Source organism: Paenibacillus tundrae (assembly GCF_030812775.1).
In the GTDB taxonomy this organism is placed as follows: domain Bacteria; phylum Bacillota; class Bacilli; order Paenibacillales; family Paenibacillaceae; genus Paenibacillus; species Paenibacillus tundrae_A.
The window spans coordinates 137,442-154,316 of the sequence record NZ_JAUSTI010000007.1; the positions used below are offsets into that span (position 1 = coordinate 137,442).

Annotated in this window: 15 protein-coding genes; 4 read left to right on the plus strand and 11 right to left on the minus strand. The window is 44.1% G+C overall.

What is annotated here, in order from left to right; genetic code table 11:
• Positions 1-62: 62 nt before the first annotated feature.
• The 4 genes from fumC to J2T19_RS14245 form a co-directional block, all read right to left on the minus strand.
• A complete protein-coding gene (gene fumC / locus J2T19_RS14230; protein ID WP_307216762.1) occupies positions 63-1,451 on the minus strand; it encodes a class II fumarate hydratase in 1,389 nt (462 codons plus the stop codon).
• Between the two features lie 134 nt (positions 1,452-1,585).
• Complete coding sequence (locus J2T19_RS14235; protein ID WP_307216764.1) at positions 1,586-2,596, minus strand: aldose 1-epimerase; 1,011 nt, start codon at positions 2,594-2,596, stop codon at positions 1,586-1,588.
• A gap of 195 nt (positions 2,597-2,791) precedes the next feature.
• Positions 2,792-3,601 (minus strand): MBL fold metallo-hydrolase, encoded by an 810-nt coding sequence (locus J2T19_RS14240; protein ID WP_307216766.1) that lies wholly within the window; start codon positions 3,599-3,601, stop codon positions 2,792-2,794.
• A 196-nt stretch (positions 3,602-3,797) separates the two neighbouring features.
• Positions 3,798-4,064: a hypothetical protein gene (locus tag J2T19_RS14245; RefSeq protein ID WP_307216768.1), complete on the minus strand. Its 267-nt coding sequence runs from the start codon at positions 4,062-4,064 to the stop codon at positions 3,798-3,800.
• A 217-nt stretch (positions 4,065-4,281) separates the two neighbouring features.
• On the opposite strand from J2T19_RS14245, the gene J2T19_RS14250 reads away from it, so the two are divergent.
• From J2T19_RS14250 to J2T19_RS14265, 4 genes are all read left to right on the plus strand, one after another.
• Positions 4,282-5,514: an aminopeptidase gene (locus J2T19_RS14250; protein WP_307216770.1), complete on the plus strand. Its 1,233-nt coding sequence runs from the start codon at positions 4,282-4,284 to the stop codon at positions 5,512-5,514.
• A gap of 84 nt (positions 5,515-5,598) precedes the next feature.
• Positions 5,599-6,831: an aminopeptidase gene (locus J2T19_RS14255; protein WP_145047685.1), complete on the plus strand. Its 1,233-nt coding sequence runs from the start codon at positions 5,599-5,601 to the stop codon at positions 6,829-6,831.
• 210 nt (positions 6,832-7,041) lie between these two features.
• Positions 7,042-7,632, plus strand: coding sequence for an RNA polymerase sigma factor (locus tag J2T19_RS14260; RefSeq protein ID WP_307216773.1), 591 nt, complete (start codon positions 7,042-7,044; stop codon positions 7,630-7,632).
• Positions 7,601-8,572 (plus strand): hypothetical protein, encoded by a 972-nt coding sequence (locus J2T19_RS14265; protein ID WP_307216775.1) that lies wholly within the window; start codon positions 7,601-7,603, stop codon positions 8,570-8,572. The genes J2T19_RS14260 and J2T19_RS14265 overlap by 32 nt, the downstream gene beginning before the upstream one ends.
• A 14-nt stretch (positions 8,573-8,586) precedes the next feature.
• On the opposite strand, the gene J2T19_RS14270 is transcribed toward J2T19_RS14265, so the two are convergent.
• The 7 genes from J2T19_RS14270 to J2T19_RS14300 all read right to left on the minus strand — a co-directional run bounded on the left by J2T19_RS14270 (position 8,587) and on the right by J2T19_RS14300 (position 16,735).
• Positions 8,587-9,081 carry a hypothetical protein gene (locus J2T19_RS14270; RefSeq protein WP_307216777.1) on the minus strand — a complete coding sequence of 165 codons (495 nt, stop codon included), beginning with the start codon at positions 9,079-9,081 and terminating at the stop codon, positions 8,587-8,589.
• Positions 9,082-9,326: 245 nt separating this feature from the next.
• The gene (locus tag J2T19_RS14275) at positions 9,327-10,643 is read right to left on the minus strand and encodes a hemolysin family protein (protein ID WP_145047681.1); all 1,317 of its coding nucleotides are present in this window, start codon (positions 10,641-10,643) and stop codon (positions 9,327-9,329) included.
• A 338-nt stretch (positions 10,644-10,981) separates the two neighbouring features.
• Positions 10,982-12,553, minus strand: coding sequence for a sigma-70 family RNA polymerase sigma factor (locus J2T19_RS14280; RefSeq protein ID WP_307216780.1), 1,572 nt, complete (start codon positions 12,551-12,553; stop codon positions 10,982-10,984).
• A 399-nt stretch (positions 12,554-12,952) separates the two neighbouring features.
• Positions 12,953-13,444, minus strand: coding sequence for a spore coat protein GerQ (gene gerQ, locus J2T19_RS14285; protein ID WP_370874881.1), 492 nt, complete (start codon positions 13,442-13,444; stop codon positions 12,953-12,955).
• A 56-nt stretch (positions 13,445-13,500) separates the two neighbouring features.
• Positions 13,501-13,923: a cell wall hydrolase gene (locus tag J2T19_RS14290; RefSeq protein ID WP_307216782.1), complete on the minus strand. Its 423-nt coding sequence runs from the start codon at positions 13,921-13,923 to the stop codon at positions 13,501-13,503.
• A gap of 159 nt (positions 13,924-14,082) precedes the next feature.
• Positions 14,083-15,780: a hypothetical protein gene (locus tag J2T19_RS14295; protein WP_307216784.1), complete on the minus strand. Its 1,698-nt coding sequence runs from the start codon at positions 15,778-15,780 to the stop codon at positions 14,083-14,085.
• Between the two features lie 205 nt (positions 15,781-15,985).
• The gene (locus J2T19_RS14300; protein ID WP_307216786.1) at positions 15,986-16,735 is read right to left on the minus strand and encodes an SDR family NAD(P)-dependent oxidoreductase; all 750 of its coding nucleotides are present in this window, start codon (positions 16,733-16,735) and stop codon (positions 15,986-15,988) included.
• Positions 16,736-16,875: the final 140 nt, after the last annotated feature.

Below are 16,875 nucleotides of genomic sequence, written 5' to 3' on the forward strand. Positions count from 1 at the left end.
AAAAAAACGACCTGTTCTCACAGGCCGCTTCTCATCGTTCTATTCATAAATATATGAATTCCTTAAGCTTTTGGCGCGATCATCTTCGCTGGGTCTACATACTGATTGAATTGCTCTTCGGTAAGTAACCCCGTTTGCAGTGCTGCTTCTTTCAGAGACAGCCCTTCCTTATGCGCAAGCTTCGCAATTTTGGCTGCATTCTCGTAACCGATATGCGGGTTGAGTGCAGTCACCAACATTAGCGAGTTGTTCAGGTTATGTTCAATCTGACCTAGATTAGGTTCAATGCCTACTGCACACTTATCATTAAAAGCGATGATGGAGTCTGCAAGCAATTGGACCGATTGAAGGAAATTATAGATAATCACAGGCTTGAATACGTTGAGTTCAAAATTACCTTGGCTCGCAGCGAATCCGATCGCTGCATCATTACCCATGACTTGTGTAACAACCATCGTTAACGCTTCACTTTGCGTAGGATTAACCTTGCCTGGCATGATGGAGCTACCTGGTTCGTTCTCTGGAATGCTAATTTCACCCAGACCACTACGTGGGCCACTAGCGAGCCAGCGTACATCGTTGGCAATTTTCATGAGATCAGCTGCAAGCGCTTTTACTGCACCGTGTGCGTAAACAACTTCATCATGGCTTGTGAGCGCATGGAATTTGTTCGGCGCCGATACAAAATCCTTACCTGTATGTTTGCCGATCTCTTTGGCAGTGAGATCACCAAAATCCGGATGTGCATTAATGCCCGTTCCTACCGCTGTACCACCAATCGCAAGTTCCTTCATGTATTGCACACTTTCGCGGATCATGCGTTCACTCTTCGCGAGCATCGCTTCCCATCCGCTAATTTCCTGACCCAATGTAATCGGAGTGGCATCTTGAAGGTGAGTACGTCCAATTTTAATGATATCTTTGAACGCTTCAGATTTATCCGCCAACGTTTTCTTCAATACAGCAATCGCTGGCAAAAGTTGATCTTCAACAGCAAGTACACCTGCGACATGCAGCGCTGTTGGGAACGTATCATTCGAGCTCTGGGACATGTTGACATCATCATTCGGATGAAGACGTTCTTCCTTCCCCTTTTGCTCTAACAATTGGTTACCGAGATTGGCGATAACTTCGTTCACGTTCATATTAGATTGTGTACCACTACCCGTCTGCCATACCACAAGCGGAAAATGATCGTCAATACGCCCTGCGATGATCTCATCGGCAGCGTATGCGATCGCATCGGATTTGGCAGCAGACAACTTACCTAATTTATGGTTACTCGCTGCAGCGCTTTTCTTCAAAATAGCGAGAGAGCGGATGATTTCCATTGGCATATGTTCGCGCCCGATCGGAAAATTCTCTTTACTACGTTGGGTTTGAGCTCCCCATAATCTGTCAGCAGGTACTTTCATTTCTCCAAGTGTATCTCTTTCAATGCGGTATTCCACTTGCTTTTCCTCCTCCAAAAAAATGGTCTGGGTTTTCTCAAAAGTGGGTGTATCTTGTCATAGTATACATGATTTGCGAGTAGATTTTCACCTTTTCGACAAAATTGTAAGCGTACCGCAAAAGGAGTGTGACATTATTTTTGAGCTGCGATTGGATATAAGCGACTTGTCTGCTCGAAGATTTCTCCGGTTTCAAGACCAATGAGTCCGATCTCTTCTGCAGAAGCCCCTTTCACATTCGGTGCATTCACAAGGTTCATCTGTGGTTCAGGACAGAAGAAGTTATCCTCCATATTGTTGTTCCAGATCATCCAGTGTTTGTAGGACGTGCCTACATCATAAACCAGCTTATGACCCGTACGATGATCCGTCAGTTCCATATAGTTACGTCCATTTTGTGGTACAGCCGTGTAATGGTTGTCCATCGCAGCAAAAAACGGACTCACACCTTCTGCCTTCAATTTCTCTTCATCCGGTGTAAGCGGTTGAAATTCACCTGTAGGCAAGGAGCGTTCATTCAACTCACGTCGCTGTCCAATCGTAATTTTAGCTGTATAATCCGAGCGTTGACTCGCTGCATCAAAAGGTACACTAATCGCTGTATGGAAAGCAAACAAATTAGGCATCCGCTTCGTTCCGTTATTTCTTACTTTTAATTGTTGTTGCAGTCCATCTTGACTCAATGAGTAGCGAAGTGTCACCGTAAACGTAAACGGCAGATACTTATGGAAAGGATGTCCCTCTTTCACTTCCTGACTCAACAGAACATAGCTCTCTAGCTCGTTAACGCCATATCCCTCTACGTTCCATTCCACATCATGTAGAAAACCATGTAGATGATTGCCTGTTGCTGGTTCATTTACCGGAAGTTGATAGATTTCGCCATCCCAAGGAAAACGTCCATCCTCATACCGATTGGGCGGAGATAGAATCGGAATACCGTACACCGCAGGTGCTGCTCGGAATTCATCCATATTGTTCAGGTCGGGCTCCCGCAAATAGCGATGCCCCTGCTCTGTATCCCGATAAGCTACAAGGTTCCCACCTACGCTTGGGATAACGGCCGCTTCAAATTGATTAAAGCGAAGCCATACAGCGGGGATACCGCCAAATTGTTCTTCAACCGCTTGATTCTGATGTGTCATTGTTATATGTACCTCCTGTGCATACTAAGGTTTATACTATACGGCTCGAATATATCATGACTGGGCACAAAATACCAATCTATGATATAGAACACATCCATCAATCAACGAACCGTAACATAGAAAAAGACAGCAAGCATCGCGTGCCGCTGTCTTACTCGGTTATATTTTTATTATCCTTATTGTCTGTATAGTTTAATCTACATATTTCCCATGATCCGGTACGGTCGTTTCTTCAAAATCAAGATCCAGCTTACGCAGTGATTCACTTAGCATCTCGCCAGTAAGACAATGCCCATGACCTGTAACGACAACGTTCGGTTCGAGCTGTCGAAGCTGTTGGACGGATCGATGAGCTGCCTGCCAATCGGTCGTAAAGTATGCCGGTGGTCCATGCAACTGTTTGTCCTGAAGCAGAACACTCCAGAGCGATTCTTGTTTTACAGAGATAATGGCATCTCCAGCAATAAGGATACGATCCTGATCCCGGAACAGTGAGATGTGCCCTGGTGTGTGTCCTGGCGTATGCACCCATTTCCATCCGGGAGCTCCTGGAACGGAATGATCATCCGGCAAACTGAAAATCCGATCATCCAGATTAATTGCTTCATATGGGTAAGCAAAGGACAATCGGGCCATAATCCCACCACCAACAGTAGGATCAGCAGGCGGATAGTCTTTCAGACCCGTCAAATAGGGAATTTCCTGCGGATGTGCATACACGGGTACGCCCCAAAACTGCTCAAGCTCAATGACGGTACCTACATGATCGAAATGCCCGTGGGTCAAAATGATGGCAGATGGCGGTCCGGTGAATCGCTCTGCTGCTACTTCAACAATATGATCAGTGAACTTCGCCATTCCCGTGTCCACAAGCACCCATTTTCTGCTTCCTGGTTCACCGATGAATATCACATTCACAAAGAGTGTTCGCATGCTGAGGATATCGTGTGCGACTTCTTCAAGCCCCGTCATTCCTGATGTAATCAGATTGTCAGATGCCATTCACGGTTACCTCCCATTCAGGCGGATTGTCCCTCTATACTCGATTCTTCTGTCGTAGACTTCCCTTTTCTGGCATTTCTATTCCATTATCCATAAAATAAAACGGTGTACACCCTTAAACAGGCATACACCGTCTAGTATAGTCAGTGCGATTCCATAATAGAACCATAACATGTAATCACATAAGTTATTGCATTTAGGCAGGATAAGCATCCAGTGCAGCATCAAGCAACTGACTGTAGAGATCATCATCATTCTCTAACAGCTCGTCCATCCGAAGCAATTCCTCTTCGTCCCCGGATAGCTCGGTGAAATGAAGACTGTAATCCCAATCCTTTCCGTTTTTGCTCATAAAGGTAATCTCATACTGTGACTGGGTTCCTTCTGCCTTAAAAACCGTATTTCCCACATACAATTTCTCATCTTCACGGCGCATTTCAGCGCGAATTACTTCAATATTCACTCTCGTTCTCTCCTTTAATCTCTCATCTAGAACGGTTCTCCACATTTTATGGTAAACCTGGTTTGGTAATTATTATTGGTTAATTGTACAATATATATCGTAGCAACGTATACCTTATTCAATGAAGGAGCTTTTATTATCCTTACATACACATGATGAGGGCTGTATAAGCCAACGAGGGCTACGACAATTTATGATTATTGGAGGAGAATATAGCATGAATAATTTTGAAACCAATCTACAGCAGTATGCGGAACTGGCCGTAAAAGTTGGGGTTAACGTACACCCTGGACAAACACTGGTTGTGAATGCACCCATCTCTGCAGCACATTTTGTTCGTCTCATCGTAAAAGCAGCATATAACACAGGTGCCAAACTGGTCAAAGTGAATTGGAGCGATGAGGTTGTCACTCGTCTTCACTATGATCTGGCTCCAGAAGAGTCTTTCTCAATCGAGCCTAAGTGGTTCGCAGGCGAAATGACTGAGCTTGTAGAAGAAGGTGCAGCAGTACTTCATGTTATCGCCGAGAATCCTGATCTCTTAAACGGTGTCGCACAGGAGCGAATCGTGACTAGCCAGAAAGTACGTGCTAAAGCGCTTGAAAAATACCGTGCATTGCAAATGGCTGATAAGTTTAGCTGGTCGATCGTTGCTGTTCCATCACCAGAATGGGCTGCTAAAGTATTCCCGGATGTTCCAGAAGCACAACAAATGGATAAATTATGGGATGTGATCTTCAAAACGGTTCGCATTGGTGAGCAAGACGCCGTCGCTGAATGGAAAACGCATCTGTCCAACCTTGATTCCCGTGCAGATCTGCTTAATCAGAAGAAATATAAAAAGCTTCACTACACAGCTCCAGGCACTGACTTGACGATCGAACTTCCAGAAGGACATCTGTGGGTATCTGGCGGCAGTGTCAACGAACAAGGCCATGTGTTCGTTGCTAATATGCCTACGGAAGAGGTATTTACCGCACCTCTGAAATCAGGGGTTAATGGTACTGTTCGTAGCACTAAACCACTCAGCTATGGTGGTAACCTGATCGATGGCTTCTCCCTTACATTTGAAAATGGCCGAGTGGTAGATTATACCGCTGAACAGGGATATGACGCTCTCAAAAACCTGGTCGAAATGGATGAAGGTGCACACTATCTGGGCGAGGTTGCTCTCGTTCCTCATCAATCACCGATCTCTGATACGAATATTTTGTTCTACAACACGCTGTTTGATGAGAATGCGTCTAACCACTTGGCAATCGGTAATGCCTATGCATTCTGTCTGGAAGGCGGAAAATCGATGTCCAAGCAAGAACTTATTGACGCTGGCTTGAACTCTAGCCTTACGCATGTGGACTTTATGATTGGATCAGGAGAAATGAATATTCACGGTGTAACTTCTGAAGGTACAGAAGAAGCTATCTTCCTGAACGGAAACTGGGCATTCTAAATCTCTGCGAATTTCATGAGAGAGGATAACATTCCTCTCTCTTCCTTTGTTTATATCGATAAAGTTAAGTTAGGAGACAATTAGATGTTAACATTTGAACAAAAGCTGGATCGTTACGCGGAGCTCGCCGTCAAAGTAGGAGCAAACGTACAACCAGGACAAATTTTTGTGATCAGTGCCATGATCGATACCGTTGAATTTGTACGTTTGTTGGTACGTAAGGGGTATGAAGCGGGTGCCAAGAAAGTCATCGTAAAATTCAGTGACGAAACGGTGAATCGACTACGTTTCGAGATGGCTCCGGAACAATCATTCCAAGACCCTCCGAAATGGCATGCTGCAGAGCTTGAAGAACTCGCGGCAAACAACGCGGCATTTTTAACTGTTCTGTCATCAAGCCCTGACTTGTTGAAGGGAATTGATCCGGAGCGTATTTCGACCCATCAACGAACGTATGGTCAGGCACTTGCTAAATACCGTCAGTATCAGCAGGCAGATAAAATGAGCTGGACAGGTGTAGCATGCCCTTCCCCTGACTGGGCTGCTAAAGTATTCCCAGACCTTCCTGCCTCTAAGCAGATGGAACAGCTATGGGAAGCCATCTTCGCTGCCGTACGGGCAGATTTAGAAGATCCTATCCAAGCTTGGGATCAGCATATCGAGCGCTTAGAACACAAGGCTGTTGCGCTTAATAACAAAAAGTATCGTGCACTGCACTTTATCTCACCTGGTACTGATCTAACCGTTGAGCTTCCAGAAGGACATATTTGGGCTCAGGCAGGAAGTGTGAATGAACAAGGTACTCCTTTTGTAGCTAATATCCCAACAGAAGAAGTGTTCACAGCTCCAGCAAAACACGGCGTTAATGGTACAGTATCCAGCACGAAACCATTAAGTTATGGCGGAAGCATTATTGATCGTTTCACGCTGACATTCGAACATGGGCGGATTGTTGATTTTCATGCGGAGGAAGGACATGATACGCTTGAACGTCTGATTAATATGGACGAAGGCTCACATTACTTGGGTGAAGTTGCTCTGGTACCCTACCACTCACCGATCTCTGAAAGCGGCATTTTATATTACACAACACTCTATGATGAGAATGCATCCTGTCATCTTGCAATCGGTAGTTCATACGCCTTTAATATCGATGGTGGCAAAAAGATGTCCCCAGAAGAGCTCGCCGCACGTGGTATGAACACGAGTATCACTCATGTAGATTTCATGATGGGTTCGCCCGAGACAGATATCTACGGCATTACAACAAGTGGTGAACGTGAAGCGATCTTCCTGAAAGGTGACTGGGCGTTCTAGTAGGACGCATGAATTCTAGCAACCACATTTATATTTGAAACTACAATAGAGACTGCCTAATTGACCATATTTATGGTTAGACTGGGCGGTCTTCTTTTTATTCTTTTTTCGCTCAGTATGTAAAACGATGATATTGTGAGACTTCCATATAATGCTGTAAAATGTAATGATACCAATGTTTGTGGATTATTCACCAGAAAGGAGAACATCATGGCTAATCGGCTCCAATTACTCTTAGCCTCAGATTTCCATAATTTGAGCCCTACACTTCAGGAAGAAGTGTATTATGAATATTATAATATGGTACATGGCCTCATCGTTTATATCATCAAAGAGCGAGCTGCTGCTGAAGACATCATTCAAGAAGCTTTTATCAAAATCATTAAAAATAAACCTCTTTTCGAGAGTGAAGTCAAACTGAGAGCATGGCTTAAAGTCGTAACACGAAATACAGCTATTAATTATTTGAGAAAAAATAAAAATAACCGTAACCAACTGGACACGGATAGTGTTTTTATAGATATGGAGACGATTAATCAGACTTCAGCTTCTGTCGAGACTACAGTTGAAACACAAATGATGCAAGAATCTATAGAGTTTTACCTTAGCGAGCTCAAACCGGAATATCGTGTTCTGATCGAGATGCGATGGAAAGACGGACTCTCTTATCGGGAGATGGCTGAGATTTTGGATACATCGGAAGAGATTGTTAAACAGCGGTTATTCCGTGCTCGGGGAAGCATTAAGAAGCAACTACATAAGGAATGGGGTGGAAGCATTGAGCAAAGGCAAATTAGATAAGCATGATCATGAGTCATATGCAGAGTTCGAAGATGACTTTTTTGATGATGCCTTCGAATTAGCTTTTGATGAAGCATTCCATCGGGCAGCTTCTGCCTCCCCTCCCCCGAGTCACGAACAAACCAAAAACATGCAGGAATCTTGGCTCAAGGTGCAAACCGAGATTAATAGAATAGGCAAACGTAGAAAACGTAAACAGGCCTTCTGGTTATCGGGTGTTGTGGCAGCATCCGTTGCCCTAGGTGCATTGCTGTTCAGTGTCCCTGCCGGCACTCAGGCCGTATCTCCTTTTGTGCAAACGATAAGAGAATGGGGTAATGGAATGAAATCCATCGTCATCCAAGATAGTACGGAACAGATCGTTGGGAAAGATCCTTCAACGGCCAGAACTCCTCCACCACCTGAACCGGGTATTGAGGATGCTAAATTAATTACCGGTGCTGACCTGCCTGTTGAATTCAACCGTTCATTTGGCCCTGTTGAAGTAACTGAAGAGCAGGCTCGTTCAGGTTTTCTTGGCGATTTTCTGTTATCCAACGCCATTCCTGAACAATTCACACATGTGAAGTTCGAGCTGCTCCTTGAAGATCTTGAGGAAGGTAGTGAGCAGTCGAACTCCGCTGACAGAGACTATGAAACAGATCACATGCGTGTACGTTATTCCACTTGGGTGAATGGTAAAGAAGAAGAAGTCATTCAATTTGATTATATGTGGATCCGACCTGGTCAAGTTGATACAGCACCTGTATTACGTGAGACAGATATGGTTCAATTAGATGATGGAACTGAAGCGCTAATGGCAATTGGCCCGCCCTATAACACGTTCCAATGGATGATGGGGTCAACCAATGTAAGCATGTTTGGTACGATTAATGAAGCGGAAATGCTAGCTATCGCCAATGATCTGCAGAAACAAAGGTTTCCTTCAACCAGTCGTTGATTACAAATACTCGTCTAGAACAATACGGAACCAGATATATGCGTTGTTTTCTCGGAGTTTGCTCCGTCCATTGCGGTATGCATACTGACTACACGATAATAATAACCGGACATCACTGTCCAATCAGAATTCGCCTTTAACACGTTGGTATTGCTTTTGGATAGAGTGTCTGAACGATACAAGAGCCAAGTCGATCCGTCCCAACGTTCGAGACGGTAATCCACTTTTAATGATTTCATCTGATTATATGTTGCCGTGTTGGTGTACACATGAACAGAAAGTCCACCTGCTGGAACGACCGCGCCATTTGCTTTATAAATATGTGTTAATTGCTCCAAGCTCTGAATGCTTTGCGTCTCTGGTGGCGGTGGGGTCAAAGCTCTTGGTTTGACAACAGACCTTTCTGAAGCAGCTTGAAGTTCTCCGTCAGTTATGGTTAAGAATACAGGTAAAGTCAATGATACTGCTAGTGCTACTTTAAGGATTGCATTCAAACGTTTATTTAACATCTGGCTCATCCTCCAATTCATCATATGAATAAATATGGATATCCATATTTGATGTTACGAAGTATACCGATCATTCGTTTCAAACTGAATATTGTGAATTTTACTTTCCTTCTCCGGCAAGGGGATATGTACTACCTGTTATACTAACTAAAGAAAAACCGTACAGTGAGTGAAAACACTGTACGGTTGTTACTTTTATATGGATAGACGATAAATGAGTAAGAATTCTACTTCTAGAGCTTATATCAAGCCCCTTCTTCTTCCACTAACATCTCTAACTTAATCACATTTACACGGGAAATTCGTTTGTGCTCTGTCTCCTGGATGACGAAGAGATGTCCACCATACTCTACCGATTGTCCCACCTCAGGCGGAATTGTTTCGACTCTGGAGTATAGCCATCCACCAATCGTATCATAATCCGATCGATCCATCTCTAATCCGAAACGCTCACTTACTTCTTCAATCAGCATAAGCCCGTCAATCGAGTATTCCATTTCATCCACTTGCTCAATCGCAGGACGTTCCTGATCGAATTCGTCCTGAATCTCACCAACGATCTCTTCCATAATATCCTCTAGCGTTACAAGTCCTGAGGTTCCTCCATACTCATCAATCAGAATCGCAATTTGTGTCTTACCGCGCTGCATGCGTTTGAGCAAGTCACTGATTGGTGTTGAATCGGGAACGGCAAGAATTGGACGAATGACGGAGATCGTATCGGTTAATTGAGATTTCATCAGATCTTTAATGTGAATAAAACCGATGATATGATCCTTGTCACCGTTATATACCGGATAACGGGTTCTCATGCTTTCACTGGCGATCTCCAGATTCTCCAGCATGGACTGATTGGCGTTCAGACAGATCATTTCCGTCCGCGGAATCATAATTTCACGGGCGGTCGTTGCCGTAAAATCAAATATATTATCAACAAGCGCCAATTCAGTATTATCAATTAAACCGCTCTTATTGCTTTCTTTCATCAGAATGCGTATTTCATCTTCGCTATGCGCTTCATCCAGTTCGGAGGCCGGTGCCATCCGGAACATACGCAAAAGGCTGTTCGCCATTCCATTTAAAGCCCATATAAAGGGATACATTAATTTGTAGAAAAACGTAAGCAGTGCCGCAGACCATAACGTAACCGTCTCCGATTTACGGATTGCTATCGTTTTGGGAGCAAGTTCCCCGAGTACAATATGCAAAATTGTAATAATAACAAAAGCAATGGCAATCGAAACGCCATGCACATAAACAGGACCTAACCCAAATGCCGTAAACATTGGCTCAAGCAAGTGAGCGATTGCCGGTTCTCCCAGCCACCCAAGTCCCAGTGAAGCTAGCGTTATCCCTAACTGACACGCAGATAGATAAGCATCTAGATTACGTACAATGTTGGAAGCATAAATTGCATTTTTGTTGCCTGATTCCACCAAAGCTTCGATGCGGCTACCGCGAACTTTGACCATCGCGAATTCTGCCGATACGAAGAAACCATTCATCAATACAAGTAAACCGATTAATACTAAGTTTAAAATACTCGGTAAGGGGTCACTCAAATGTTCATCCTATTCGCCGTTATTCTTCGGCAAATAGGTCCACCTCCTTCGAAAATGTAGGATATTAGCCATTCTGCCGCTCATATGCAATTTCAACTTCCCAATACTTCCACCTCCGTCTTTTTGTGTCGAATAACAAGGATATGCTTCTTTTATTATATAACTCTAAACTACACAGTCAATCCGTGTCCTATGACACTGAAATGACGTAAACTAGCTTTTTCTTTTACAAATAACATGAAAACGCCATTTCTTTAACATATTTGATTAGTGCGAACAGGCAGCCTCGTTTAATACACAAAGTTGTGAGATGGGTTGATGTTCGCATTCAACTTCAATTATTCTAATACGATTACACGCTTGGATGTATCATCCCAGCGCCAGCGCGGCTCTTTGCCTGCCTCGTTCCTTAACCCGCCGAACCAAGCTTCCTCTCTTCGAAGACTTGCCCAATCGACTTCGTCATTTAATACCTGAATTCCAAGAGGGGTTATAGAGAGAACGGCATTCCGAAACTCATCACTATGCTGCTTGAAATCAGGAAATCTCGTTGCAGCAGGTACCGAAAGTAAAGCATTTGGCTCAGATGACATTCTGCGTAGATGAGCCCAATACTCCAAATCACCCATCCCAAGCCAATGAAGCTGGTCACCAACATGCTTAAATAGTGGATAAGGACGGTCGATTCCCTCTCTGATCGCCTCTAGGGTAGTCTGTTCGATGATTCCCAATCCATTCTTGATCGAAGGCAGTCGGGACAGATGAGCCTGAAATGCAGTATGTGCAAAGGGATAAGCAGATGTGTCTTTGGTTAAGAACTCGATATGATCCTGGATGTTCGGTGAGGTGTATGCTTCCCAGAACAAACGACCTGCTTCCATTTCCTCCGCTCCTATAACATGCCATGTTCCCGATAAGCGACCAATTTGTTTGGGTGTGAGCTGTCCAAGCCCTCTGAAATGTTCAATCTCGGGATGAGAATCAATGCATAACAGATGCAAGGTCGTGTCAGCAAGCGTTTGTCCTTGAAAAAAGTGTAGCAGGTACGATAACATCGTTTGATCATACAAGTCATACTCAAACCACAATACAATCTCCTTTTCCTTATGCAAAGATTGAAGCTTCCGCTCCAGCTCGGCAATCTGTAAATATACGGACTGAGGGATACCTAGTTCACATTCTAGATAGGCTGCACGTCTACTTCTCTCCTTCTGCTCCGCCATGTCTCTAGAGACAGGCCCAAATGGGTATAGCTCTCTCCAGACAAGAACATCCCCCTGAATTCTACTCTGTCTGATACGATCTGCTGCATGGTCGCCATTCGTAATATGAAGCATGCCTTCTCCTCCTTCATAGAGATTGGTAAATACGGAAGTTATGTCTGCCACAGGGATGTGTCGTCTAAGTTTTTTACGGGCATCAAACAATCTTTTTTTCAACGCCGAGATCGATACATTCAAAAAATCTGAAATTTCGTTCAATGAGTACCCTTTGAAATAAAACATATCTACAACAAGCTGCATCGATGAGGGTAAACTCCCAATCAGATCATGCAACATGCGATTTTGTTCCTTCAGCAACATTAGCTGTTCGGGATCATTCGACTGATCTTCCTTGTGTATATGCGAGAGTTCTTCTACAGGAATGGTGGCATGCCGTTTCCGTCGCAACCAGCGGTAACATTGTCTTTCTACAATCACTTTGAACCAACCAGGAAACGCCTCAGGCTTGTCCAAACGATTCAGATTCGAGAACGCCTCGGTGAAAGCCTCCTGTACGACATCTTCAGCCCAAAATTCGTCCTTAAGTATATGGAATGCCACCGTATGAGCCATCCCTCGGAATTGCTTAACCAGATGCTCGTATGCATCAGGCTCACCGCGCACAGCGCCTTCAATCCATGATTTCACTGCTAATCAGTTCCTTCCTTATGTCGAACGTATTAAATCTTCTGTTTGTCATTCTCAAACATGATGCATCTTTTGTTCTAATGCTCATGTCTTATCTATAAGTGCCACAACTTGATCGTAAGGTTACTTCATTGAATTAAATTTTTCAAACTTGTAGTGAATTAGAAATTCGAGTTTGAAAATAACGCTGCACCCTCTTATCCGATTCTAAGTATAGAACAATACAACCGATGTGGAGATATGTCTGATTCCTAGGACGTTTCTTAGAACACGGAACAAGATTTAAGACATGTAGTCAATAAAAGGCTGCTTCTGAATGTAGAATTCACGCTACACTCAGAAGCAGCCTATGGAGAACTATGTTCTAGGTATGTTACTTATCGTCCTACACGTTAAGGACTAACGTCTGCTCGGTGCTTGCGGATAGTTACCAATAACACCTGGATATTGGTACAACAGCGGCTCATCAAATGTTGCGTAGTCGAAGTTAACCATCAGCAACATAATACGTCTGCCTGTTTTCGGATCACTAATGATAATATGGTCACGACCTGCTGCTTCAATAATACCTTGGAAGATCCGTGCATTCCATTCTTTGTTTCCTTCATACGTCATATAGAATGTACCGAATTTACCCAGATTCAGACGGAGGATATTTTCGATGTAGGATTGTTCAAACTGAGGAGCAGTTGTTGTTACAACAGTTCCTGTAGGTGTCATTGGGCTGCCACTGGATACGAGCGGCGGAACAGATGTAGAGCTTGGTGACACCATTCCAGGTGTTGGGGACATAGAAGGTGCTCCGTTACCGATTTTGTAAGCTGTTCCTTGTACTTGCGCATTCGCTTGTTGACCCATTACCTGTGTTGGTTGATATGGCTGATTAATCATTGATGATTCCTCCCAAAAATTAATTTCTTAACAGCAATAGCTTAAACAAATACGTACTAATAGACCTCTGGACAGTCATCCCCTGTAGGACTAAAGAAACAATGTGCTTTGAAACGGCCGGTATTTTGCTGGTTATACCACGTTGGCGGACAATCGCCTACAGGACGGAAAAACCATAGAGAATTGCTGGCTGGCCATATGCGCTCCCCGTTAATTACGCGCTGGGCTAGTCGAATCTCGGATTGTCTGGCACGCTGGTAAAAATATCCCTTCTGCGTAGACTCAAATCCACCGGGGTTCTGGAACACCATGCGATTGATATCCCGGATATCCCGAAAATCCAAGCAATCCACCAGAACTCGATTCACGCCAACGTTGCCGACTAACAACATGCCTTGTTCGCCGTCACCCTCAGCCTCTGCTCTCATCAGCCTCGCAAGCAGCCTAACATCTTCTGTGTTGGCTTTGATAACAGCCATGTTCTGCTTCCTCCTCTGCTTCAGCTCTTCATCACCGTATATCGTATTGTGCAGGAGCCTATTCGGTGACACGATGATATCGGATTTTCAAAAAAAAAGCCCGGAACCTCAGTTCGTGTGAGATTCCGGGAGATCGAATTTCCTATATAACTCGCCTATTTAAGGCTTGGCTTCCACCCAATAATCATAAGCATGTACAATATTACCTTGATAAGCTTGGAAGTTAGACAGAAGGTTAGGTAATAAAGCTAATTGACGTTCCATCTCTGACGCGCCTGCTTCATAAAAGGAGATATGCCTGCCTTCAAAATTCTCCTTTAGTTCGACAGAAATCATTAGCGGTTTACCTAATCGATCAGCGATCTCCATCTCCTGGCTAACAACTGCCGCAATGCCATTGGAGCCCTCAGCTGTATTACGGAATGCCATCAAAGAGACATGATCTAGTGTGTCAATCATAAACTCACTGACCGAGATATTCTTACCTGGCAATGGAAATGTATCAAGCCAGATGGCCAGATCTGCACTCGTTTCCAAATCGCCATGTCTTTTCGTTTCTTCATGGAAATATGCAATGTTGGCTGCCCACTCGCTTAACAGCGTATCTCGATCGGATTGCCATTCAGACAAGGTGTAAGGCTCAATGTCGAGATGAATCCCCTTAAACTGTTCATCAGCTTCTGCTTCAGCGTTATAATTCGTTACATACTCAATTAATCGTTGAATACGTGGGCGATTCTCGGCTTTCCCCCAGATCGGATGACCGCCCATAGCATGGATCTCGATCCCTTGTACCGCAGCACGCTTCACAAATGATCTGTAGCTAGAGTATGGCTGCTCCAGGTCAAGGCGGACATACAAGAAGTTAATATTTTTTTCTCTAGCAAATTCGAGAATATGATCCCCGCCATCGTTTGTTACCTGAGAAGCCTCCCAGATGTAAGTTCCACGAATGTCGGGTGGGCTATGTGGATTCTCTGGAGCAGGTTCCGGTGTGGGTTCATCTTCTGGAGATAACTGACTCCAATACACAATGTCATGTACTGCTGCTCCAGCATAAGACGTGTGGTCACGGAACGAAGCTGCTACTTCACTCAATACGTCTTCAAGCTCGGCTGTTCCTTTATCTGCAAATGTGGTGAACTCTTCACCAGGCATTGGTTTGGTGTTCACCCCAACTGTTACAGATACGCCTTGGACATCTGCTTCGTTCATATCCTTTTCAATCAAGCGAATAATACCGTTATTTCCCTGTGCAGTATCACGGTATACAAGCAACGTAATATGATCAAACCGCTCAATGAACCAGTGCGATAACGTTTCGTTATCCGCATCTTCGGTTGTCCTTTTCCCTGCTACCGTATAAGAATTGAGCCAAAAAGGCAAATCCACATTCACTTGAATGTTTCCATTCTGTTCTACCTGTTTCTGTAACACAGTCATATTATTCATCCAAGATTGCACTAATGCTGACGCATTCGTATTCCACGCTGGTAGAACATAAGGCTTAACATCCAGATGTAGCGCGTCAAACCTTGCTGCTGCTTCCACCGCAAGATTATACTCACTCACCCATGAAGCCAATTGAAGCATAGGACCTTCACGACCTTCAATCGCCCAAGACGGGTCACCTCCGAGTGCTTCCACGGTAATGCCTGCCTCAGTTGCCTTGGCAATGAATTCACGATATATCTCAGTTGAAAAGTTCATATTCACATTTACATAGAGTCTGTTAATCTTATGTTTAGCTGCATTCGCAAGCAGCTCATCTCCTCCGTCACGGATCGAATTCGCCTGCCACACCCAGGCAGCTCTAACGTCAGGGCTAGCCTCAGCAGTCGATTCAAAGCCATTCATTATGATCCCTCCAATCAGCAGTAAGAGCCAAATTACCTTCCGGGATGATTTCCCGAACATAAACTCCCTCCATTCATAGACTGTTGTAAAATCACATTCATTATAGCAACCGAGTTATCAAAATCAAATAAGCCCAAGTACTTAACTTGGGCTTAAATGCGCTATTTGTGTGAAGGGGACGTACCCGATTGAATAAATCCCGGTTTTAGTCCTCATATATCATTTTTCGAGTCATACCTCCGTCAATAATCAAGTTGGTCCCTGTGACAAAGGTATTGCTTGGATCCGACAAATATAAACATGCACGGGAGATATCTGAAGGGATACCCACACGTCCGGCTGGATGCTGCTCATGATCCTCTTTTTTCAATTCATCGACGTTTCCTGTTTCAATCCATCCCGGACTGATACAATTGACCCGAATATGATCTTTACCAAGTGAGACCGCCATAGCGTGGGTAAGTGCAACGATGGCTCCTTTGGATGCTGCATAAGCTTCCGTCTCAGGTTCAGACATGGATGCTCTTGTCGATGCCATATTGATGATGGCACCTCCGTGCTCATTTTTCTTCATATGTTTCGCTGCCTCACGGCTAGCAAGAAAGGTGCTTCTTACATTGGTATTAAGTACATCGTCCCATTCATCTACTGTAAGCTCGTATGGAGACTTCCATCTAGCAACGCCTGCATTGTTAATCAATATATTAATTTGGTCGTATTCCTCGAGCGTTGTGTTAATCAGGTTCGTAATTTCCTCCTCTTTCCGGACATCACACTGAACAAAGATGGCTTCACCGCCTTCATTTCGTATGGAAGCCGCTGCTGCTGCACCCTCTGCTTCCTGGTAGTCCGCTAATACTACTTTTGCGCCTGCAACGGCGTAAGCCTCAGCCACACTCCGACCAATCCCCTGAGCAGCTCCTGTCACAACGACGACTTGATCTGTGAATGACATAACTATTCCTCCTCTGAAATCTATGAATTAGGATGATCCTTATCTGACAAACATATGTCGAATGAAGGCATCAGCGATTTGGAAAAGAATCTCTCTTGTATCAATTTCACAACTCATTAAACCGAGTTTTATGTAACCAG

What these genes read in the sequence shown, in the direction of transcription:
- J2T19_RS14235 (WP_307216764.1), bottom strand. Translation starts at nt 2,596, where the DNA reads ATGACACATCAGAATCAAGCGGTTGAAGAACAATTTGGCGGTATCCCC.
- J2T19_RS14240 (WP_307216766.1), bottom strand. Translation starts at nt 3,601, where the DNA reads ATGGCATCTGACAATCTGATTACATCAGGAATGACGGGGCTTGAAGAA.
- J2T19_RS14250 (WP_307216770.1), top strand. Translation starts at nt 4,282, where the DNA reads ATGAATAATTTTGAAACCAATCTACAGCAGTATGCGGAACTGGCCGTA.
- J2T19_RS14255 (WP_145047685.1), top strand. Translation starts at nt 5,599, where the DNA reads ATGTTAACATTTGAACAAAAGCTGGATCGTTACGCGGAGCTCGCCGTC.
- J2T19_RS14260 (WP_307216773.1), top strand. Translation starts at nt 7,042, where the DNA reads ATGGCTAATCGGCTCCAATTACTCTTAGCCTCAGATTTCCATAATTTG.
- J2T19_RS14270 (WP_307216777.1), bottom strand. Translation starts at nt 9,081, where the DNA reads ATGTTAAATAAACGTTTGAATGCAATCCTTAAAGTAGCACTAGCAGTA.
- gerQ (WP_370874881.1), bottom strand. Translation starts at nt 13,444, where the DNA reads ATGATTAATCAGCCATATCAACCAACACAGGTAATGGGTCAACAAGCG.
- J2T19_RS14290 (WP_307216782.1), bottom strand. Translation starts at nt 13,923, where the DNA reads ATGGCTGTTATCAAAGCCAACACAGAAGATGTTAGGCTGCTTGCGAGG.
- J2T19_RS14295 (WP_307216784.1), bottom strand. Translation starts at nt 15,780, where the DNA reads ATGAATGGCTTTGAATCGACTGCTGAGGCTAGCCCTGACGTTAGAGCT.
- J2T19_RS14300 (WP_307216786.1), bottom strand. Translation starts at nt 16,735, where the DNA reads ATGTCATTCACAGATCAAGTCGTCGTTGTGACAGGAGCTGCTCAGGGG.